This window comes from Paenibacillus sp. FSL K6-2859, assembly GCF_038008265.1.
Classification (GTDB): domain Bacteria; phylum Bacillota; class Bacilli; order Paenibacillales; family Paenibacillaceae; genus Paenibacillus_AQ; species Paenibacillus_AQ nitricinens.
Genome location: NZ_JBBOYU010000001.1, coordinates 287,219 through 308,976, shown reverse-complemented (window position 1 = coordinate 308,976; position 21,758 = coordinate 287,219). Strand labels below are relative to the sequence as shown.

The window sequence follows — 21,758 nt, the reverse complement described above, 5'->3', positions numbered from 1 at the left end:
AAAAGACACTGCTTAGAGTGCCTTTTTGACGATTTTGTATGAAATTAAAGCACTACTACCATCATGTAATGTTATGTTTAGTAACGCGTATTAATTTGACAGTAATAACAACACTGTTTCTAGGATTACATTTACCCCTTTTTCACAATCATCATAGGAGGTAAACTCCTCTTCACAATGACTTTTTCCCTTCACACTAGGTACAAACACCATCGCGGATGGCAGAAAGCTTGCTACGAACTGAGCATCATGCCCTGCGCCACTTGCGATCTTCCGGTTAGAATAGTCCAAGGCTTGTGCCGCTTGCTCCACTAAATTACATATTCCCCGGTCAAACCAAACCGTCTCTCTGCCCCAAAGCTTGGTCTTACTTACTACACAGTCCAGTAGCATCTCCGGCAAGCTATGAATAATGGCTTCCACCTTACGGACAATCTCCATATCTTTATGTCTTGCCTCAATCGTAAAGATCACTTTATTAGGAATAACGGTATGAATATTAGGAAGCACATTCATTCTGCCCATGGTATACACCAGTTCAGAGTCGAGCGCACTAAGCTTGCTTCTAAGCTCCGTGATCAAATCCGTGGCAGCGAACAAGGCATCCTTGCGCATTGCCATAGGCGTGGTGCCCGCATGATCCGATTCCCCCGTCACCTCAATTTCATAACAGGCCATACCAACTACACAGTCTACCAGACCAATCGACAGTTCTTCTTGTTCTAGCACAGGACCTTGCTCGATATGAAGCTCCAAATAAGCAGTGGCTTCGGTAATTCGATTACTCGCTTCCCCCTTATATCCACTTTCCTCCAGCGCTTCGCCAAAGGTAATGCCCTCCGGATCTTTTTTATTCAACATTTCTGCCTTATCGAACTTACCGGCCAGCACACCAGAGGCCATCATCGAAGGCTCAAAGCGAGCCCCTTCTTCATTTGTGAAATTCATAATGGTCACCGGCAGCTTCGGCTTTATCCCGTGATCCTCGAGTGTGCGAACTACCTCTAGTCCAGCGATTACCCCAAGAACGCCATCGAATCTTCCACCTTTTTTCACAGTATCCATATGCGAGCCAATCACAATAGGCGGCCCAGACTCTACACCCGCAAGCGTGGCGTACATCGTGCCCATATCGTCCACCTTCACAGACATGCCCAATTCTTCACAACAGGTACGAAAATAATTTCGAACCTTCACGTCCTCTTCCGTCAGCGATAACCGGGTCACGCCGTTGTTATCTGTACGCCCATAATCCGCAAATGCCTCTATCGTATTCTTTAATCTTTCTCCGTTCGCGAATATTTTTTGCAGCTGCATCGCAGGTCCCTCCGCTTCGAGCGTTCATGATTTTATAGACTTTCTATATATGTTATACCAATCGATATGATTGTCATTTTACATACTGTAATAATTATTATTCACGTGATGTTACAACGAATTAGAGGTAGCCATAAGTAAACTAAAGTAGTATATACAATCTTTTGATACGAAGGGTAAGCTTAAGATAGCTGTTTATCCAGTTCTACCAAGGAAAGGAGCCAGCACATGAATCTAAGCATTGTGGTCCCTGTATACAATATTGAACATTATATGACCCCTATGTTTGATACACTCCTTGCCCAAAGTGAACCGCATTTTGAGGTCATTATCGTGGATGACGGATCTACGGATCACACCTACAATGTGATAGAAAAGATCCTCTCACTTCATCCCGAGCTTTCTTGCAAAGTCATTCGAACAGAGAATCAAGGGGTTAGTGCGGCTAGAAATAGAGGCTTAGCAGAAGCCACAGGCAACTATGTGCTGTTTCTGGATGGAGATGATTATATCTCTACAGATTTAGTAAGGACCGTTCATACCTATACTCAACCATCTGACCCCGAAATTATCTGCTGGGGATATAGCCATGTCACAGAGGATGGAGTTGCTACTTTGAGCTACGCCTCTGCATATAGCGACATCACAGGCAGTGAAGCGCTGACTCATATTTTCGTGAACAAAAGCTTGCGAATATGGACAGGGAGCATTGCGTACAAACGGGAATTATTACTCCTTCACGAACTCCAATATACAGAACGCTGTGTGAATGGAGAAGATCAGGAATTTATCTACAAAGCTTTATCCAGAGCTACTAGAGTCATCACATTACCGGATATATTATCGTTTTATTTACAAAGAAATACGTCGATTTCCAATAGCTATAATGTGAATAAATTTGATGTCGTTGATGTATTCAAACGGGTCGATGCTTATTTCGAGGCCCATCCCTTTGAGAACCTGGATATGATATCTCCTTATATAAGAAATCGCGAATTGATCGAGAATTACTTTTTCAACCTAAAAACCTGTCTAAATGAGACAGAAGGCGAAAGCATTCAGAAGTTACTTCGCGACATCGATCATACCTATCCGGAACTAAACCAAGAAATGTATGAACTCATAAGACGTTATAGAGGTAATGATCGAAGATTAGCCCTTTATATCCGAACATTCTTAATCTCCCCGCTTCTATATCACAGATTCATTTCTGTGGAGAAAAGCTTATCCAGGTTCAAGCGAAAGGAATTTAGAATATGAAAAAGCTGCTGATCTATGCCTATACCGAATTTAATCTGGGCGATGATTTATTCATAAAGGTGTTATGTGAGAGGTATCCGGATACCGAATTCAGAATCTGCGCTCCACGCTTATACAAGCTGGTCTTCAAAGAGATCAAGAACCTCAGAGTGTATCCTTCCGATTCATTCTTCTTTAGAGGCATTGCCTTTATTTGCAGAAGGTTAAAGATACATAATCTGGCGCAAAAATATATGGCCGATCACTCCGATGGTGTCGTTCATATCGGCGGCTCGATCTTTATGCAGGCAGAGCATTGGTCAGAGCATTTCAAGAACGCAGAAACCATTCGGAATAAGAATAAGCCTTACTATTTATTAGGTTCGAATTTCGGCCCTTATACAGATAAAGAATATTACGAGGAACATAAGCGCATTTTTAAGGACTATACCGACATCTGCTTTAGAGAAAAATATTCTTATGATTTATTTGAGGATCTGGATAATGTCCGTTTAGCGCCAGATATTATTTTTCAGCTTGATCCACCAGATCCTCAAGCCGAACCCGAGGATTACATTGTCTTATCCGTCATTAAGCCTTCTATTAAAGGTCTGAACGGCTTTGACAACCTCTATTATGAAAAAATGAAAGAACTCGCAATTTATTTCATTGAAAAAGGCTACGCTGTTCATTTCATGTCCTTTTGTGAACATGAAGGGGACCAGCTGGCGATTGAAGAGATCCAGAATCTTATGGGGCCCTCCTATGAGGATGCCATCCAAGTGCATTTATATAAAACAAATATGGAAGAGGTTTTGTCCGTTCTAGCCAATTCCAGCTTTATAGTTGCTTCAAGATTCCATGCGATGATCCTGGGCTGGGTATTGGGCAAACCTGTGTTTCCTGTGGCTTACAGCCAAAAAATGATCAACGTAATGGAAGATGTCCAGTTCAAAGGATTATATGCTGATTTCACTACACTGGAGCAGCTCCAGCCTGTACAGGTGTTTGATAGTATGATTACCCACTGCATGGATGTCACGCCGCAAGTCAAACATGCCGAAGAACATTTCGAGCAGCTGGATAAGTATTTATCGCTTTACGAAAGGAGGATACGTTATGAGAGCCAAGCGGAGCATTCTTAACTTATCCTTTGGACTCGGGAGTCAGCTCATCACGATCATCCTTGGTTTTTTTATTCCCCGACTGATTATGGTCAACTATGGCTCTGAAGCCAATGGTTTAATCGCTTCTATTGTACAGATCATTAGTTATTTGGCCCTGCTGGAAGCCGGAGTAGGAGCCGCTTCGATACAAGCCCTATATAAGCCAGTGGCTTCGGATGATAAGAACCATATCAACTCTATTCTGGCCGCCACCTCCAGCTATTATAAAAAAACAGGCATTTATTATTTTTTCGCCGTCCTTCTAATCGCCACCCTGTATCCATTAGTGATTACTTCTGAAATCGATAAATTATCGATTATGCTCATTATTTTACTCACAGGAATGGGCGGGGCGATCAATTATTATTTTCAAGGAAAATTCAAAGTTCTGCTTGCTGCAGAGGGAAAAAGCTATGTAGAGACATCTATAGTCACTGTAGCTAACATTCTGAACAATGTGATTCGGATTCTGTTATTGCTTCAAGGGGTTAACATCATCGCTGTGCAAGCTTCCTATTTCATATTAACCGTACTTCAAATCGTCGTCTTCTATATCTATATCAATAAACATTACAAATGGATCAACCTAACTCTCAAACCAGACTATGAAGCCATTGGTCAAAAAAATTCCGTGTTAGTCCATGAGATCTCCTACTTGGTGTTTAGAAATACCGACGTGCTGATCCTGACTATATTTACGAACCTAAAGATCGTCAGCATTTATGTCATGTACAACATGATTTTTACGATTGTTGATAACATCGTCCAAACCATAAACGGAAGCGTGAAAGCTGCTCTCGGTCAGAGCTTTCATGAGAGTAAAGAGGCCTTTATTAAATTTTATGATGCTTACGAAGTGTATTTTATGGGGCTCATCTTCTCGATACTAACAGTGGCCTATATTCTGATTCTACCTTTTATGAAATTGTATACCGCAGGGGTAAACGACGTGAATTATATCGATATGTGGCTGCCGGTCTTGTTCGTAGTCATCAAATTATTAACCAATGCCAGAGCTTCTTCCAATAATGTGATTACAATTGCCGGACATTTCAAGAAAACACAGAACCGTTCCATTCTAGAATCCGTAATCAATCTAGTCGCTTCTATTGTCTTTGTAATCTTTATGGGAATTTACGGTGTACTGATGGGAACCATAGCCGCCCTCTTATACCGCTCCGTAGATATTGTGGTCTATGCTAGCAAACATCTGCTGAATCGGAGCCCTTGGGTCACCTTTAGAAGATGGCTAACGAATGCAGTGGTTTTTGCGGGCATTATTCTGATCTCTAGCGCCATCCCTATCCGAATCCATTCCTATGTGGGGCTTATGTTGTGGGGTGTACTGCTAGGGCTTGTAATCCTGCCTATATATTTCGTGATCGCCTCCTTAGTGGAACGGGAAGTTTTCCTGTATACATGGGAGCATCTCAGAGGATATCGGGCGAAGCTCAAGCATAAGGTTCTGGCTAGACCTAAGGTAAGTGGTGTATCTAAATAACACATCAGGAGGACTCGAAATGGATCATAGCGAGGTTTTGCAGCAAGCCTGTTACGTCTTTCTAAATGACCTGAATGATGAAATAAACCATTCATCTGCCCTTCAAATGGATGATCAGGAAATCTTTCAACGATGCCGCCTGATCCTAGATAAAGAACAAAATCCGCAAATCAAAACCTTTCTAGAAACCCTATCCGAAGTGATCCGTGCTTATCTCACAGGGAGAGCTTCAGAAGATGCAATAAGATTCTATCTGTCAGAGCAATTCAGTATCGTAAACGAAGAGATAGATGGGTTAATCCATGGGATCGTCGCAATCAAACATCAGTCCTCAGATATGGCTATTTCAGACTCAGCTCTCCTTTCCTTTGCCGATTATCCTAAGGTCAGTGTCATTATCACTACCTACAATAGAAAGGCATTCCTAAATCAAGCGATCCAAAGCATCTTAATGCAGGACTATCCGCATAAAGAGATTACAGTTATTGATGATTGCTCTACAGATGGCACGGAAGAGTTAATGCATCAAAGCTTCGGAGGCGAGTCACAGGTAATCTACATGCGAAACGAAAAGAACAGCGGGCCGGGAAATAATCGCCGTATAGCTTTTGCTGCTCATGGTAATGGTGAGTATGTTCTTTTTCTCGATGATGATGACTATCTGATTGACATGAATTATTTAAGTAAGGCTGTAGAGTTTCACAATCACCATCCCGAAATATCATTTGTGGCTGCTAATGTTTTTCTTGAATTTTCAAAGGCCAAGCAACTGAAGATCAGCAGCTTACAGCTAAGCAAGATTATTAAGAAGCAGGATTATTTCATGAATTTCGAGAAAAAAGGATATCCGAAGCCCTCCTCCACCTTAACAACTGTCTTTAAGCGTGAGGCTTTAATAGCTATGGATATCCTAAATATGAACATGGTTAATGATGCTTCTATTTATCTGCGTTCCTTGTTGGTCGGTGATGCCGGCTTCATAGATACACTTGCCGGTGTATACAGATTACACGGGGACAATATCACCTTTAATCTGAGTCAGGGATTCTTAATTGAGAATCTGGAGGAGAAGCTGTTGATTAAGAATATGGCCGTTCAGAAATATGGATATAGCGAGCCAGAAATGGCGGAATGGTTTAACCATAATGCTTATGATACGATCTCCTACTATTTATTAAATTCTGCAAAAGACGCTACAGACTTTAAATTCATGTATCATTGGGCTCTTAACCATTGCCCGCCTATTTACAATCAGTTAAGAAATGAATTCCGTACGAAGCTTATTAAAAAGCAATTATTACGGATCTCGTTACTTCGAACACTGCTCGGAAGATGACTCGCGCATTAGCTTATCGAGCAGCAACAAGAATCCTTTTACCTCTTCTTTAGGAATGTCGGCGTACTTGTCTCCAATACTGATCTCACAATAAGAAGTATCTTCTCCCGTTGGTCTTATCGCTGCGCTTAAACCGATTCCTGTTGACTCATATACAGAAGACAGGATCGGTTCAATGCTCTCCCTAGACATTTGAAAATGCATATGAAACATGTTGGAGACAGGCTCAGCAGGTAACGTAGTCACCCCGTGACATTGATTAACTAAAGCAGCAAGCTCCTTAGCCCCTTCGTAATACTGCTGCATCTTATCTACTCTTTGCTGGTAGTAATAATCAGAGGAAATAATGTATGGATACAGACTGATTAGGTCGCCACCATGCCGCCGTTTCCATATCTTCGATTGCTTCGTAAACGCCTCACCGCCTGCAAGAATCGCGCCTGCAATTCCTCCGATTCCTTTATACAGTGAGATATAGACACTATCAAAGAGGGCGCAGATCTCAGCAGCTGTCTTGCCATAATAGGGAAGCGTCTCAAGCAATCTTGCGCCATCCAAATGCAGCTTAATTCCCCGAGCACGGCAATGTGCAGAAATCGCTTCAAGCTCCTTATACTCCGGTAACTGTCCACCAATCTCGCGCTGCGGCAATTCGAGCAGCAGACAAGCAATATCTTCCTTCATATGTAATACATCATCCAAGGTGATTAGTCGATCCTTGTTCGCAAGTAGGACAGGCTCAATATGATGCAGTTCCTTCAACCCATCCTGCTCATGGATCTCCAAATGACATAAAGGATGATAGGCGACGCTCTTGAGTCCTTTTTCATCACACCATATTCTTAAAGCGATTTGCTGTGCCATTGTTCCACTCGGAAAGAAGACCGCTGTCTCTTTACCCAGAAGCTTCGCCATCTCCGATTGAAAATCCTCAATAACCTTCCCCGATCCATAAATATCAGACGGTGTACTATTTTCTACAGCTTCAAAGGCTTCCTTCAAGACTTGAACCTCTCGATTTCCATGTCCTACGATCCGATACGTCGTTTCATTAAAGGCCTCTTGCACTGATTTTTTTCCGTTCATTGGTAGAATTGCCCCTTCCGTGTTTGCCTTGTCCCTAATATAGACGAATTTCAAAAAATCCCATCTTAATTTTACCCGATCTAAGGTGAAAAAACATGAGCGCTGTGCTACAATATTGGAATTGCAACGGCAATCTTAGGGAGGGTTATTGAATCACATGCTTATCATTGGTATCGCCGGCGGCACCGGCTCGGGAAAAACAACCGTAGCCCGCTCCGTCATTGACCGTCTTGGAACGGGAAAGGTAACTTTCATATCTCAAGATAACTACTATAAAGATCATTCACACCTCAGCTTCGCTGAACGTGAATCCATCAATTACGATCATCCTTTCGCTTTCGACAATGAGCTGCTTATTGAGCATCTTAAATGTCTGCGTGAAGATCAGACCGCATATGCACCGGTGTACGACTTCACAGTTCATGCCCGCTCCACTACGGAGACTGTAGAACTGAAACCAAACAACATTGTAATCATCGAGGGACTCCATGTTCTTTCCGACGAGAACCTCCGCGATATGCTTGATATCAAAGTCTTTGTTGATGCTGATCCTGATGTACGCATCCTCCGCCGGGTACTACGCGATATCGAAGAACGTGGCCGGAGCATCCAATCGATCCATCACCAATATTTGAGTACGGTTAAGCCAATGCATGAAGCTTTTATTGAACCGTCCAAGAAATACGCCGATTTGATCATCCCAGAAGGTGGCCATAATGAGGTCGGTATCCAGTTGCTGTCTATATTAACTGAGAAACACCTGACGAATGATTGGACATCCTCTAGTTCTTAAATATCTAGTTCTACCCTGGCTGTCGAGAGAATCTCGATGGCCTTTTTTTTGCGAGCTCATCCCCAATCCCACCATGGATTATTCAAAGAATAATCCCTCCGCATTATGGTAATAGCTAAATTACAGCAGCTTGCGGAAGAGGGATAACAACCATGGGATTTCTGAACAGAACAATAACCAAAATATTCAAAAACCCTACAATAGGGCACCCGAACCCCACTAAAGAATTACCTAAAGAGCCTCTCAAGGAAAACCTCCAAGATAATATTGAACATATAAAGACAACGCTCGGAAATAGCACAGACCTTGTGGTCAGAGATTTCTTCATCGGCTCCAAGCAACAGATGAAAGCAGCTATTTTCTATACGGATGGACTTGCTGACAGTAAAGCTATTCAGGATTTCATTCTGGAGTCTCTTGTCTTAGAAATTCCAGATTTGAGCTTAGAACCTGAGAAAGACAACTATTCCTTATTAAGAAATCACATGCTTACCGTAGGTGATATCAAAGATGCGATGGAGTTCCATGCTTTGTTAACCTCCCTATTATCCGGAGATGTGATCCTCTTACTAGATGGATACGCCAAGGGTTTCACGATTGGCATGCGTGGCTGGAAAGATCGTGGTGTATCGGAAAGTGCCACCGAAACGGTGATCCGCGGACCTAAGGAAGCCTTCACAGAAAGCTTGCGTACTAATACCGCCTTAATAAGGCGGAAAATAAAAGACCCTAATTTGTGGTTAGAAACACAACAAATCGGACGCGTCACCCAAACCGATGTAGCCATTATGTATATCAAAGGAATTGTAGATGACGGGATTGTACAAGAAGTACATACGCGTTTAGATCGGATCGATATTGATGGCATCTTGGAGAGTGGTTATATTGAGGAATTAATCGAGGATGAAACCTATACTCCATTTCCAACCGTTCATCATACCGAACGTCCTGATGTTATTGCCGCTGCGCTTATGGAAGGAAAAGTAGCTATATTAGTAGATGGAACGCCTATAGTCATGACCGTTCCTACTACCTTTGTTTCCTTCATGCAGACCGCTGAGGATTATTATCAACGTGCGGATGTTGGTACCTTAGTTCGGATGCTCCGTTATCTCTGTATATTCATTTCATTACTAGCCCCATCTTTATATGTAGCTATTACTACCTTCCATCAAGAGATGTTGCCCACAACGCTGCTCATTAGCTTAGCTGCTCAACGGGAAGGCGTGCCGCTTCCAGCGTTTATTGAAGCACTTCTAATGGAGCTTGCTTTTGAGATTCTAAGGGAAGCCAGTGTGCGTATGCCTCAAACCATAGCTCAATCTGTCTCTATAGTAGGGACATTAGTTATTGGAACAGCTGCAGTAGATGCTGGCATTGTTTCTGCCGCCATGCTCATTGTCGTTGCTGTTACCGCGATCTCCAGCTTTGTTCTGCCAGCCTTTGATCTCGCCTTGACAATCAGAATGCTTCGTTTCCCAATGATGTTTCTAGCCGCTTCCTTTGGATTGTTCGGAATCATTATTGGTGTTATCGCGATAGTGCTTCATATGTGTAGCTTACGCTCCTTTGGAGTTCCTTATATGAGCCCGTTAGCTCCGTTTAATCTTGCTGATCAAAAGGACACCTTTTTCCGAATGCCCCGTTGGGCTATGTTTACCCGCCCTAAGCTAATCAATCAAAAAAATATGGTTCGGGTGAAGAGTACACCACCGGAAAAACCGGGAGATTTAACGGAGGAATAAATCATGAAACGAAGAGCACTTCTGCTGTGTATGGTTATACTCGTACAAGTATTCGTAACAGGCTGCTGGAGTCGCCGGGAATTAAACGATCTTGCGATTGCTGTAGGAATCGGAATCGACAAAATCGGAGATCAATATCAAATTTCTGCACAAGTGGTATTACCGAGTCAAATCGCAGGCTCAAAGGGGGGTTCTCCTCAATCACCCGTAAATCTTTATAAAGCAACTGGACACACCGTATATGAGGCTCTCAGGAAAATCACAACCCTTAGTCCACGTAAAATTTACATCTCTCATCTGCGGATTTTGGTCCTCGGTGAAGCATTGGCTAAAGAAGGAATCAGTGATGTTCTTGATTTTATGTCAAGAGATACGGATACGCGGAATGATTACTTTATAGTGGTGGCAAAGGATGCCAAAGCAGAAGATGCTCTAAAAATATTAACCAGCCTCGAAAAGATCCCTGCTGTGCGATTGTTTTCTAGTCTGGAAACATCGGAGAAGCAATGGGCACCCACATCCACTGTGACATTAGGAACACTAGTTACAGAACTTGTGAGTAAGGGTAAAAACCCAGTCCTAACAGGGGTTGTCATCAATGGAAATGTAGAAGTAGGACAAACTCAAAAGAATGTTGAAACGGTAGACTCTCCAACAGAATTGAAATACTCCGGATTGGCCGTATTCAAAAAGGACAAATTGATTGGTTGGCTAAATCCAGAGGAATCAAAAGTGTATAACTATTTAACCAATAAGGTAAAGAGCACGGTTTTCTATATCCAATGTCCCGAAGGAAAAAAGGTTTCGCTTGATGTATTTGATGCCCGTTCCAAAATAAAAGGCAGCATGCATAATGACAAACCAGAAATCAGTATTGAGCAACATATAGAATCAGATTTAGGAGAGGTTCAATGTAGAAATCTAGACCTGACCGAGCCAAAGACCATCACCGAATTAGAACAAATCGCTAACCAGAAAGTAGTAGATTTATTCGAAACTACAATTAAAAAAGTACAACAAGAATATAAATCCGATATTTTTGGCTTCGGCGAGGTCATCCATCGCTCTAACCCACAGGCATGGAAGAAACTTCAGGACAATTGGGATCAAACCTTTTTAAACCTACCAGTAAGCGTAAAGGCGGACATTAAGATTCGCCTATTAGGGAAAGTGACTAACTCTTTCTTAGAAGAGATGAAGTGATGCATTGGAGGGAACGAAGTTATGCTCGAAAAAGGGAAACTAAGTATTCGTCAGCTAACCATACTGGTTATGCTTCTTACCATCGGGGATTCCATTCTCGTAATCCCCCCTTCCACTACACACTACGCCAGACAAAATGCCTGGATTTCCACTTTAATAGGGATGGTAACAGGTTTGCTAGCCATCTATATGTACAGCAGGTTCACAAAGTTATATCCCAAATTAACGCTTATTCAGGCGATTCAAAAGGCTTTTGGAAAATGGTTAGGGACGATTTTATCGCTTATGACTTTAATGTTTTTTCTTATCGTTACCGTTGGAAGTATGCGTGAGATCAGTGATTTTGTGATTTCAGAAATGTTACCAGGAACCCCTATTCCGGCCATTCTAACTTTATTTATACTTATCGTGATTATGGCAACGCGACTCGGTATTGAGGTCTTAGGACGAACTGGTGAGATCTTTACTCCAATGATTATTGTCCTATTCCTGATCCTGACGGTCGCAATTGTTCCTCAGATGGATATTACCAGAATCCTGCCCATTTTGGAGGACGGAATAAAGCCTGTACTGAGAGGGTCTATCTCCATTACGGCTTACACCTTTTTAGAACCGGTTGTCTTTCTAATGGTACTCCCTTATGTAAGCCAACAACAGAAGATAACAAAAGGCTTACTACTAGGCTGTTTCCTAGGTGGTACTATCATCTTCCTGACACTGACTGTTTCCGTACTAGTGCTAGGTCCGGATCTGACGACCAGAGATATATACCCCAGTTACAACATAGCAAGACGTATATCCATTGGTGGATTCTTCGAGCGGGTGGAAGCCCTGATAGCTCTACAGTGGATGTTAACCCTGTTTATAAAAGTAACTTTGTTCTTCTATGCTTTCATTCTGGGGTTATCCCAATTATTAAAATTAAAAGAGTATCGCGTGTTAACCTTACCTACAGGGTTGATTTTGGTGGCATTAGCACCTATTATTGCCCCCAATTTCACTTATTACAATACAGCTTTCGATAATTATTGGGTGTATTATGTTATAACCTTCGGATTATTTCTCCCCTTGGTGTTGTTAGGTGTGGCGATGTTTCGAAGAACATTGAGTAAAGACTTGAAATCTCAAAACTAAAGATGGTTTGGGAGGTCGTAAACATTGGATTTAGTAGTGATCCTCATCGTTGTGGCTGTTATTATAGCCGTTGAAGTACCCCTTATGTGGAGGAAAAAATTAATCAAGGAGCTGTGGGCGTTCTCATTTCTTCTGTTATTGGGCACCTTTTTTGGCATTATTAACGCATTGCATATCCCAGTCTCTAACCCTTTAGGTTGGATGATATTCATCTATAAACCTGTAGCCGACATGGTAAGTGCTTGGTTATCTTAACAATGGTACTAAACTCATATAATGTAACAATCCGAATCCGAGCAGGGTCACCGAATGCGGTGAGAAACCGTGTGATGCTATTAATATCGTTAGTTTTAATCTCTTGCGGTTTTATCTCCCCACCCCGATTCGTAAATAAACTTAAACATATGAACTGTTTGACACTACAATATAGACCTCGTAGATTCTCTAACCATTAATTCTGCAGGGAAAATCTGATGCGCATGATTTACCTTCTTATTAATGAGATCAAACAAAATCTTAATCGTTGCTTCCGCAATTTCTACTACAGGCTGTTTGATGGTAGTAATGGAAGGATTATAATAGAAAGAAATATCCAGTCCGTCATAACCTGCCACAGAGTACTCTTCTGGAACTCGCTTACCTGCTTCAAATATTGCTTTACAAGCACCGATGGCCATACTATCTGATGAGGTGAAGATAGCAGTAAACTCTTCCCCTGACTCCAGCAGTTCTTTTGTAACCGCATACCCATTTTCCATACTATAGCTGTCAATATTCTCTTTCATCCGGCGTACTAACCGTTCATTATAGGCTATTCCATGATCAGAAAGAGCCTTCTTATACCCTTCATATCTCAATTTACCGATACTCACATCATCTTCAGGCGCGGTAATGACTGCGATTTTCTCATGCCCTAGATTACATAAATAGTCTACAATTTTATAGCTCTCATTAAAGTCATCTACAGATACAGAAGAATAGTCACTTAGATCAAACTCTTCCGTCATTCCAATCGTACTCAGGACAAATGGAACCGTCAATTGCTGTAATTTTTCTTGAGAGTGTGAGAATAATCCCCCCAGAAACACAATTCCCTTCAGGCGTTTTTCTTTCTCCAGCTCAATCGCCACTTCGATCTCATCCTGATTCTCATCGACACGTTGTAGGATGAAGGAGTATTTCTTTCGCTGGATCTCTTTTTCAAATACTTTAATCATTGGGCTGAAAAATGGATTAGATATCCCTTTGATCAATACTGCAATCGTTTTCGAATCGGAACGTTTTAAATTTCTGGCACTGTTATTCGGAACATAATGATTTTCTTTGATGACTCTCATAACCATCGCTTTTGTTTCTTCATTAATATCCGGATGATTGTTTATAGCTCTAGATACTGTAGTCACGCCAACCCCACATAATTTAGCGATATCTATAATAGTCAGTCTCTCCATCTCTATCTTTCCTTTACACGTTAAATAAGAAAGTAGGGGATTCTTGAAGAAAAGACTCAACAAGAAAAGCACCCTACTCGCTTCTACATACATATTCTATTTAACCCTTAACGGCTCCTGCAACGACACCTTCGATGATGTACTTTTGACAAGTCAGGTAGAAAATAATGATTGGCACAATCGCTAAGACCAGCATCGCCATCATAGCTCCCATGTCAATCGATCCATATCCACCTTTTAGGTACTGAATCGCAATAGGAATCGTTTTATATTCTGTACCAATCAGCAGGTCTGGCAATAGAAAGTCGTTCCACACCCACATTACATTAAGAATAGCTACAGTTACAGCAATCGGCTTCAGGATCGGCAATACCACTTTAAAGAAGGCTTGTGGCGGATTACATCCATCGATCATAACCGCTTCTTCAACCTCAAGAGGGATAGACTTCACAAATCCACTAAACATAAACACAGACAGCCCTGATCCAAATCCTAAATAGATCAAGATAATCCCGATTGGATTGTCCAGATGTAGAACGTTAGCCGTTTTAGTCATTGTGAACATAACCATTTGGAACGGTACGATCATTGAGAACACAAAAGCATAATACATCATACCTGTAAATTTTGATTTGACCCGAGTAATATACCATGCGGTCATGGAAGTGAATAACACGATTACAGCAACCGAACACACCGTGATAAACAAGGACATTCCGAAAGCACTGAAGAAATCAATCTTCGCTATACCGCTAGTATAGTTCTTCAAACCAACAAAAGTAGTTCCATTAGGGAGTAAGAAAGGTGTATCACTAATGTAAAACTTACCTTTAAAGGAGTTCATCAGAACAATAAAGATCGGAGATAAGAACGCAATGGCCAAGACCAACAAAATGGTAAAAATGGAGTAATCTTTTGCTCTAGTCTGTTGCATTAGTTCTCAACCTCCTTTCTTCTAGTAATGACAAGTTGTATTAAGGCGATTAAGGCTACCAGTGCAAAAAATACGACGGCTTTCGCTTGACCGACACCTTCCCATCCTGTTTTTCCGTAGAACGTATTGTAGATGTCGAGTGCTAACATCGAGGTCTGCTTAGAAGGAGCACCCGCAGTCAACGCTAAGTTTTGGTCAAACAATTTGAATGAATTCGATAACGTTAAAAATAAACAAATGGTAATGGACGGCATTACGAGTGGAATCGTCACATTACGTAGAATCTTCGAACGTGAAGCTCCATCAATTCTTGCCGCTTCTACTATATCCTTAGGCACATTTTGAATACCTGCAACATAGATAATCATCATGTAACCTATCAATTGCCAATTCATAAGGATGATTAATCCCCAAAATCCATAAGTTGCGTCAGAGGTTAAAGTAACTCCAAATTTGTACAAAATACCATTGAAAATCAGCTGCCAGATGTATCCTAATACGATACCGCCTATCAAGTTAGGCATGAAAAAAATAGTTCTAAATACATTAGTCCCTTTTAGCTTTCTAGTTAACAACATCGCCAGTATGAAGGCGAATACATTAATCGTAAGAACCGATAGAACTGTAAACTTAACCGTAAAACCCAGTGCATTTAGAAATTCTTGATTTGAAAATGCTTTAATGTAATTGCCAAACCCGATCCATTTTGCATCATTGACGGTAGTAAACTCTGTAAAGGATAAATATATCCCCAGCAGAAAAGGTACAACAAACGCGATCCCAAAGGCTATCATGGTCGGTAACGCAAAAAGAGCAAAATATTTTCTTATCGATTTTTCCATGGAGTCTTCTCCTATCTCAGTATGGAAAATGATGAACTAGATGTAATTTACTCGAATTGTTGCTTAGTGCCACTGAAATCCGTCTCAACTCCAGTGGCACTAAGCTTATATCTGTATGACAACTGAGAATTATTCAATCATCTTTCCACGCCTTTTTTATTTTGCTTTTTCAGCCTTCCAAGTATCCTTAAAGATGGTTACAACTTCATCCCAGGTTTTATTCCCTTGAGCATATTGCAAGAGTGCATCACCAAAGACATTTTTGAATTCTTCACTTGGGAATGCTGCAAATGTCCAAGCTACGGAGGTCAAATCTTTTTCCATCCAAGCGGAGACTTCTTTAGCCAGTGGATCTGCTGGTTTTTCATTTTCTTCAAAGGTATTGAATGGAGCGATGAAACCTAGATCGTTCGTTACATAAGCTTTACCTTTTTCACTGGAGAACAACCATTCCAAGAAAGCGATAGAAGCTTGTTGGTTCTCAGCAGAGGCTTTGCTGTTGATTGCAAAATAGTTTTCTGTACCTACAGCCAGACCTTGTTTCTCTTCGCCTTCCATACCTGTGTAGATAGGCAAGAATTTAATCTCATCTGCTTTCACTACGTTACCGTCAACATCATTGATTTGTGACCAAGCCCAGTTACCGTTTTGAACCATAGCTGCGTTACCGAGTGCGAATTCAGCCATGGAATCAGCTACAGACTTACTGCCTAGCAAAGATTCTTTAGTCACAGAGTTCTTGATGTAAAGATCGAAGATATTTTTAAATTTATCATTGTATTTGAATTCAACTTCTTTAGAGGCTAAACCGGCAAGAACTGTGTTATCAAACTCAGTGTTGTCCTTGAATTCATAGTACAGTGGCAAGTTAGCCAAGTGAGTCTGCCATCTCCATTGCTCACCAGCAGCGAGGGAAGTGGAAGCGAATACGCCTTTAATACCCAGTTGATCTTTTTTAGCGGTCATATCTTCTACTACTGCTTTCAAAGTGTCGAAGTTATTGATTTCAGTGGTGGAAGAGATCGACACAGCTTTATCAGGTAGCGCAAAGTATTTCTTCATAATCGCGTCGTTGTAAATAATACCGTATCCTTCAACTACGTAAGGGATACCATATACACCTTCACCTTCAGTTACAGCCAGGCTTTTGTCGGATAGATAGCTGTACAGCTTAGTATCTTTCAAATCCAAGGTGTAATCTTTCCAAGATTGAAAACCAACAGGTCCGTTGATTTGGAAAATCGTAGGTGCTTCGGACTTAGAAATTTCCGATTTCAATTTCGTTTCGTAAGTACCTGCAGCAGCCGTTACGACTTTCACTTTAACTCCTGTCTCTGCTTCGTAATCCTTAGCGATTTTTTCATATATTTCTGCAATTTCAGGCTTGAAGTTTAAAAAGTAAACCGATCCTTTTTTTCCAGATGAAGCGTTTCCATCTTTTGTTGCTGTATTGTTCTCTTTATTACCGCATCCTGCTGCCAAGACTACAACCATAGACATTACCAACATGAGCCCTAAGTATTTTTTGATGTTCTTCATTTTTCTTCCCCCTCATACTTTTTATTTAATGATTTCATTTGAAGACGTTTCTCCGAGTAGCGCTACCGAAATAATGTCAGCGGTTACAATTGACTTAAATAATCTTCTTTATTCTTCCGGTATCCTTATCGGTAACGTTTTCAATTGAAATATTAGCACACCGTTTTCCACATTACAATAGCCTTTTTATTGGTAAAACTAGCCATCTGAAATCTTCGAACGCTATAATAGATAAGTATAAACGCCTTCGGCGTCCTAAGTAAGGACGGTGATCGTTTAAGCGTGAAATGTAAAAATATAAGATAAAACGTGAAACTTATACTTTCTTGTATTTCACAATAGTAAATAGGAATAGGTGATGGCATATCTTATCTCTGATCGAGAAGTATGAGTTACAATTCTCTAATAACAATTATTTTGGCGATATTGGAGTGGAGCCCTCCTACACCATTGTAAAAGGCGCTCTCCCGGTACTTGTGTCAGCTCCGCATGCCATTAACCACTATAGAGAAAATGCTGTAAAACCTGCGGATATGTATACAGGTTCACTTGCTCTGCTATTACAAAAGCTCACAGGTTGTCATTGTATCTATTCCAATAGCTTCTCCAAAGAAGATCCCAATTACATCCTTGGCGGAGAATATAAAGCTGCACTTGGAACAATTGTCAAAGAACATCAAATTAAATTCGTTATAGACCTGCATGGGGCTTCTAAAGATAGAGAATTCGATATGGATTTAGGCACATTACACGGAACATCCATACAAGCAAATAATATAAATGAGGTTGTACGTATTTTTTTCAATAATGGTATTACCAATGTTCATCAAAACCATACATTTTCTGCATCTCATCCCGGAACGATCACTTCATATTCAGCCAAAGAATTGTTAGTTCAAAGTGTTCAAATTGAAATTAATCGAAATTATCGTAACCCGAAATCCTTTGATTTATTCCAAAAAACCATTCATTCCCTCGAACAAATTATCAATCAATTGGGAGGCGCCTAACATAAACATCGAGCAGACCTTCACCATATTAGACAAACAAAGCTATACTGCCAGAGAAGAAATTACGATGAATCCCGATGAGCTGGTTGATTTAGGCTTAGTTCACCATATTTTTGTCGAGCTTACAGCAGAGAATGGCACTCAGGTTAGCTGTTTACTTTTATCAAAAGGTGATATCCCAAGAGGGAGTATACAATTATCTAAAAGAGCAAAGGACAAGCTAGGAGACTGCCCCTTAACAGGATTAACCATCACTAAACCGGAGTACAACACAATCCTTCGGGGAATTCCTAAAGTGAACGAGATTGCCAAACTTTATGTCAAAGCATGTCCAACACTCGTCCGTAAATATTCGAATCATGTCGAGCTGATTAATCCTAAGAATGGCTTTCGCATAAACATCACTCTAAAAGAGGATCACACAGCCAAGCCGAATACGCTGTATTTCAACAGGTACATCATGTTGTTGCTTGAGACTCAGGCCACTGAGGATGATCAACTAATCATTACCCGTGCAAGAACAAGTCCTCAATCCAAGCCAGGCATACATAAACTTATACATCTGGGAATCAAGCGGCCCTTAACCGCATTAGGAAATCTTTTTATTGGCAAAAGAGAGCTTACGCTAAGAGTAGGACATCCCTACCCTTTTGATGAGCACCAAAACTTATGCCGAATTCACCCCAATGTTAGAAAACTGCTGGGCATGGAAGAGACTGATAAAATCGTCATTTCCTACAACCATAAAGAAATCGCCGTCCCCATCTTAGACATAGATACGGAGCATATTGCCCAGCTAATCAAGCTAAATGAGGAGAATGAGCAGCTTAAATTTATCGACAGCCACTTATTTATCGGAATCACTGCTTTGTCACGAAATGAATTAGAAATCCCCAACATCGGCACATCGGTTACTGTAAAAAGAAGCATGAACTCTCTATTTTTAAAACACTTAAATAAGCTGGTCTTGCCCGTAATCGCTTTATTGTTTACAGTAGTGCAGCTGTATAAGGATTTGAACTGGAGCATCGCTCTGACTGTTGGTATTTCCGTTGTACTACTTCCGATCATCATCTATACAACACTATCCGAAGAACGAGCAAAAATTAACTAAATGGAGCGATGATCGTGAAATTCACTTCACAATCCCAGGTAGAAGATATGATCTACAGCTCTTATCTGAGAGCCATTAACAACATCACAGAATCTTTGGATGAACAAGTTAGACGACCGGAATTCACCAGAGCATTGCTGGATCTAGTCGGAAATCCGGATCGAGATCAACAATACATACTAGTCACAGGCAGTAAAGGTAAGGGCTCCACCTCTAGATTTATCTCCTCTTTGTTAAGTCACTTAGGATATAAAGTGGGCTTATTCACCTCACCCCATCTGGTTGATTTCAACGAAAGAATACGGATTGACGGGAAGGCCATATCCACGGACGATTTTGTACGATTAGGAAATATAGTTGGCAAGGAATTCCAAAGGATTGAAGATCAGCTTGCCACAGATGAGTATCAAGGTCCTGTTGGTGTAGGTCTAGCGATTGCGGCGTTGTACTTCAAGGAGAATCTTACTGACTTCAATGTGATTGAATGCGGAAGAGGTGGAAGATTTGATGACACCAATGTTCTGAAGAATGACTGGGCTGTCATCACTCCGATTATGGAAGAGCATGTAGCTAATTTGGGACCTGACCTAAACAGTATTACGCTTCATAAGCTGGGCATCGTCAAAAATAAAGCAACAAACGTATATATCAGCAAACAGAAACCGAGCGTACTCGCGACTATAAAGGAGAACCTTAGCGCCCATTCTGCACAGTATTATGAGGAGCAATTTGGGACTGAATCTATTGCGATTGGACCGGTTGGAACTACTTTTGATATTCGGACAAAACAAGCGATTTATCCATCCTTAACGATTCCGTTATTAGGGCAGTTTCAAGCACTCAATGCAGCTACTGCAGTCGCACTATGTGAGGATATTACAGGAGGTTCCCTCAATAGGGAACTCGTTGGCAATTGTTTTGCAAAACTGCAGTGGCCGGGGCGCTGTGAAGTGATCTCTCATGATCCATTAACGATTATTGATGGGGCGATTCATAAAGAATCTGCAAGCTATTTGGCTGAACTTATTCAACTCGTTAATCCTGACCGCAGCCGCTCTGTAACTTCAATCATCGGTGTCCCTAAAGATAAGGATTATACAGGAGTTATTGAAATGATGAGTACGGTCTCGGAGCAAATCATCGTCACAAAGCCTGATATAAGTCATCTTTCTTTTCCTACAGATGCACTTCATATCGCCAAACATTTTATCGAAAAAAGCTATGAGTTCCCTTATTTGGAGGATGCTCTCTCACACCTAAAAGCAAGCTCTTCCTCCGAAATTATTGTTATTGTCGGCACGCAAACCTTTATCGGAAACGCCAAACGATTATTCGGGCAATCGCTGCTCGATATCGGATTATAACTGATCCAAGCGCTGGAGAATTACTTCCCTATAAAGATCAGATAGAGCTGGCACCTCACTTGGATTCTGCTTACAATACTCATCTAACATCACCTTATGATTGACTTCAATAACCATGAGGCCTTGATTTGTCTCTAAAATATCTACGGAGCAGAAATCAAGGCCTAGTGCTTTAGAAGCCCGGGAAGCAAGCTCCGCTAGCGCCACTCGTTTGGCATGATCGTTAACTTCAATCGCAAGAGCCCCATTAATCAAATTATGCTTCCAGGAATGCACTCTTTTTTTGCCAAGGAATACACGCGCTTGATGATTAAAAGTTACGATTCTATACTCAATCTCCGCTTCATAATAAGGACCTATCGCCCCATTAAGCTGCAAAGAAAATAATAAATCCAGCTTTTCATGCAGATCGGCTATCTCATTAATTTTATAAACATGATTTCCCTGCGCCCCGTTATCCTGCTTCACAACTACCTGCTTATTGAACTTATAAAAAGAACGCTCGGCTAATTCATAAGGATCTGAATGATTGAATTTTGCGTCGGGATGTGCTAAATAGGTATGTTCTACAGCCGCAACATCCCCTTTGTGCAGAACGTCATAAGTTAGAGATTTACTCATAGCAATAATTGTAGAGGCACTACTATTCAGACCTATTTCAGCGTCTACCATCACAAAGGATTTCAATCCATCCGACGCTCTATATACGAAATTCGGTGTAACTTCCTCAAAGGTAATCCCTGAGGTTGTAACAGAATGCTGGATCATTTTTAAGTAAGGCCTAGTCGTCATTCAGTTTCCTCATTTCCAACAAAATAATACCAAACCTAATCATAGCATGAGAAATATCAATCGAAAACATATTTATATGTTAGCAAAGTTAACAAACATACACTCAAAACCTTGATAAATAGGCTGTTTCTCAGAAAATAAATAGAGTTTATGTTATGTTTTATGACTGATAACGCTTTTACAGAAAAAATA

At 41.0% G+C, this 21,758-nt stretch carries 19 protein-coding genes; 12 read left to right on the top strand and 7 right to left on the bottom strand.

Annotated elements, in window-relative coordinates; translation table 11 throughout:
* Positions 1-90: 90 nt before the first annotated feature.
* Entirely contained in the window at positions 91-1,317 is a 1,227-nt protein-coding gene (locus MHB64_RS01450) for a Zn-dependent hydrolase (RefSeq protein WP_094869186.1), read from the bottom strand.
* A 228-nt stretch (positions 1,318-1,545) separates the two neighbouring features.
* On the opposite strand from MHB64_RS01450, the gene MHB64_RS01445 reads away from it, so the two are divergent.
* From MHB64_RS01445 to MHB64_RS01430, 4 genes are read left to right on the top strand one after another with little or no spacing between them, the layout of a single operon-like run.
* Positions 1,546-2,577: a glycosyltransferase family 2 protein gene (locus MHB64_RS01445; protein WP_094869187.1), complete on the top strand. Its 1,032-nt coding sequence runs from the start codon at positions 1,546-1,548 to the stop codon at positions 2,575-2,577.
* Complete coding sequence (locus tag MHB64_RS01440) at positions 2,574-3,701, top strand: polysaccharide pyruvyl transferase family protein (protein ID WP_341133557.1); 1,128 nt, start codon at positions 2,574-2,576, stop codon at positions 3,699-3,701. The genes MHB64_RS01445 and MHB64_RS01440 overlap by 4 nt, the downstream gene beginning before the upstream one ends.
* The gene (locus MHB64_RS01435) at positions 3,676-5,223 is read left to right on the top strand and encodes a lipopolysaccharide biosynthesis protein (protein ID WP_094869189.1); all 1,548 of its coding nucleotides are present in this window, start codon (positions 3,676-3,678) and stop codon (positions 5,221-5,223) included. The genes MHB64_RS01440 and MHB64_RS01435 overlap by 26 nt, the downstream gene beginning before the upstream one ends.
* A gap of 19 nt (positions 5,224-5,242) precedes the next feature.
* A complete protein-coding gene (locus MHB64_RS01430) occupies positions 5,243-6,559 on the top strand; it encodes a glycosyltransferase family 2 protein (protein WP_094869190.1) in 1,317 nt (438 codons plus the stop codon).
* On the opposite strand, the gene MHB64_RS01425 is transcribed toward MHB64_RS01430, so the two are convergent.
* A complete protein-coding gene (locus MHB64_RS01425) occupies positions 6,533-7,645 on the bottom strand; it encodes a threonine aldolase family protein (RefSeq protein WP_094869191.1) in 1,113 nt (370 codons plus the stop codon). The two genes, MHB64_RS01430 and MHB64_RS01425, sit on opposite strands and share 27 nt — an antisense overlap.
* 157 nt (positions 7,646-7,802) lie before the next feature.
* On the opposite strand from MHB64_RS01425, the gene udk reads away from it, so the two are divergent.
* From udk to MHB64_RS01400, 5 genes are all read left to right on the top strand, one after another.
* A complete protein-coding gene (gene udk, locus MHB64_RS01420) occupies positions 7,803-8,438 on the top strand; it encodes a uridine kinase (RefSeq protein WP_076116417.1) in 636 nt (211 codons plus the stop codon).
* Between the two features lie 152 nt (positions 8,439-8,590).
* Entirely contained in the window at positions 8,591-10,183 is a 1,593-nt protein-coding gene (locus tag MHB64_RS01415; RefSeq protein WP_094869192.1) for a spore germination protein, read from the top strand.
* Positions 10,184-10,186: 3 nt separating this feature from the next.
* Positions 10,187-11,386 carry a Ger(x)C family spore germination protein gene (locus tag MHB64_RS01410; RefSeq protein ID WP_094869193.1) on the top strand — a complete coding sequence of 400 codons (1,200 nt, stop codon included), beginning with the start codon at positions 10,187-10,189 and terminating at the stop codon, positions 11,384-11,386.
* 21 nt (positions 11,387-11,407) lie between these two features.
* A complete protein-coding gene (locus MHB64_RS01405) occupies positions 11,408-12,520 on the top strand; it encodes a GerAB/ArcD/ProY family transporter (protein ID WP_094869194.1) in 1,113 nt (370 codons plus the stop codon).
* A gap of 24 nt (positions 12,521-12,544) precedes the next feature.
* Positions 12,545-12,775 carry a hypothetical protein gene (locus MHB64_RS01400; protein WP_094869195.1) on the top strand — a complete coding sequence of 77 codons (231 nt, stop codon included), beginning with the start codon at positions 12,545-12,547 and terminating at the stop codon, positions 12,773-12,775.
* Between the two features lie 164 nt (positions 12,776-12,939).
* On the opposite strand, the gene MHB64_RS01395 is transcribed toward MHB64_RS01400, so the two are convergent.
* The 4 genes from MHB64_RS01395 to MHB64_RS01380 all read right to left on the bottom strand — a co-directional run bounded on the left by MHB64_RS01395 (position 12,940) and on the right by MHB64_RS01380 (position 17,286).
* Positions 12,940-13,971, bottom strand: a complete 1,032-nt coding sequence (locus MHB64_RS01395) for a LacI family DNA-binding transcriptional regulator (protein ID WP_341133556.1) — start codon at positions 13,969-13,971, stop codon at positions 12,940-12,942.
* A gap of 100 nt (positions 13,972-14,071) precedes the next feature.
* Complete coding sequence (locus MHB64_RS01390) at positions 14,072-14,905, bottom strand: carbohydrate ABC transporter permease (protein ID WP_094869197.1); 834 nt, start codon at positions 14,903-14,905, stop codon at positions 14,072-14,074.
* Positions 14,905-15,747: a carbohydrate ABC transporter permease gene (locus MHB64_RS01385; protein ID WP_094869198.1), complete on the bottom strand. Its 843-nt coding sequence runs from the start codon at positions 15,745-15,747 to the stop codon at positions 14,905-14,907. Before MHB64_RS01385 ends, MHB64_RS01390 begins: the two co-directional genes overlap by 1 nt.
* 156 nt (positions 15,748-15,903) lie before the next feature.
* A complete protein-coding gene (locus MHB64_RS01380) occupies positions 15,904-17,286 on the bottom strand; it encodes an ABC transporter substrate-binding protein (RefSeq protein WP_341133555.1) in 1,383 nt (460 codons plus the stop codon).
* A 476-nt stretch (positions 17,287-17,762) separates the two neighbouring features.
* On the opposite strand from MHB64_RS01380, the gene MHB64_RS01375 reads away from it, so the two are divergent.
* Genes MHB64_RS01375 through MHB64_RS01365 form a run of 3 tightly spaced genes read left to right on the top strand, consistent with a single transcriptional unit; the run spans position 17,763 to position 20,774 of the window.
* Entirely contained in the window at positions 17,763-18,296 is a 534-nt protein-coding gene (locus MHB64_RS01375; protein WP_143812425.1) for an N-formylglutamate amidohydrolase, read from the top strand.
* Positions 18,232-19,410: a hypothetical protein gene (locus MHB64_RS01370; RefSeq protein WP_341133554.1), complete on the top strand. Its 1,179-nt coding sequence runs from the start codon at positions 18,232-18,234 to the stop codon at positions 19,408-19,410. The genes MHB64_RS01375 and MHB64_RS01370 overlap by 65 nt, the downstream gene beginning before the upstream one ends.
* Positions 19,411-19,424: 14 nt before the next feature.
* A complete protein-coding gene (locus MHB64_RS01365) occupies positions 19,425-20,774 on the top strand; it encodes a bifunctional folylpolyglutamate synthase/dihydrofolate synthase (RefSeq protein ID WP_341133553.1) in 1,350 nt (449 codons plus the stop codon).
* Here MHB64_RS01365 and MHB64_RS01360 read toward each other — a convergent pair.
* Positions 20,769-21,566, bottom strand: a complete 798-nt coding sequence (locus MHB64_RS01360; RefSeq protein ID WP_341133552.1) for an ATP-grasp domain-containing protein — start codon at positions 21,564-21,566, stop codon at positions 20,769-20,771. The two genes, MHB64_RS01365 and MHB64_RS01360, sit on opposite strands and share 6 nt — an antisense overlap.
* Positions 21,567-21,758 lie beyond the last annotated feature (192 nt).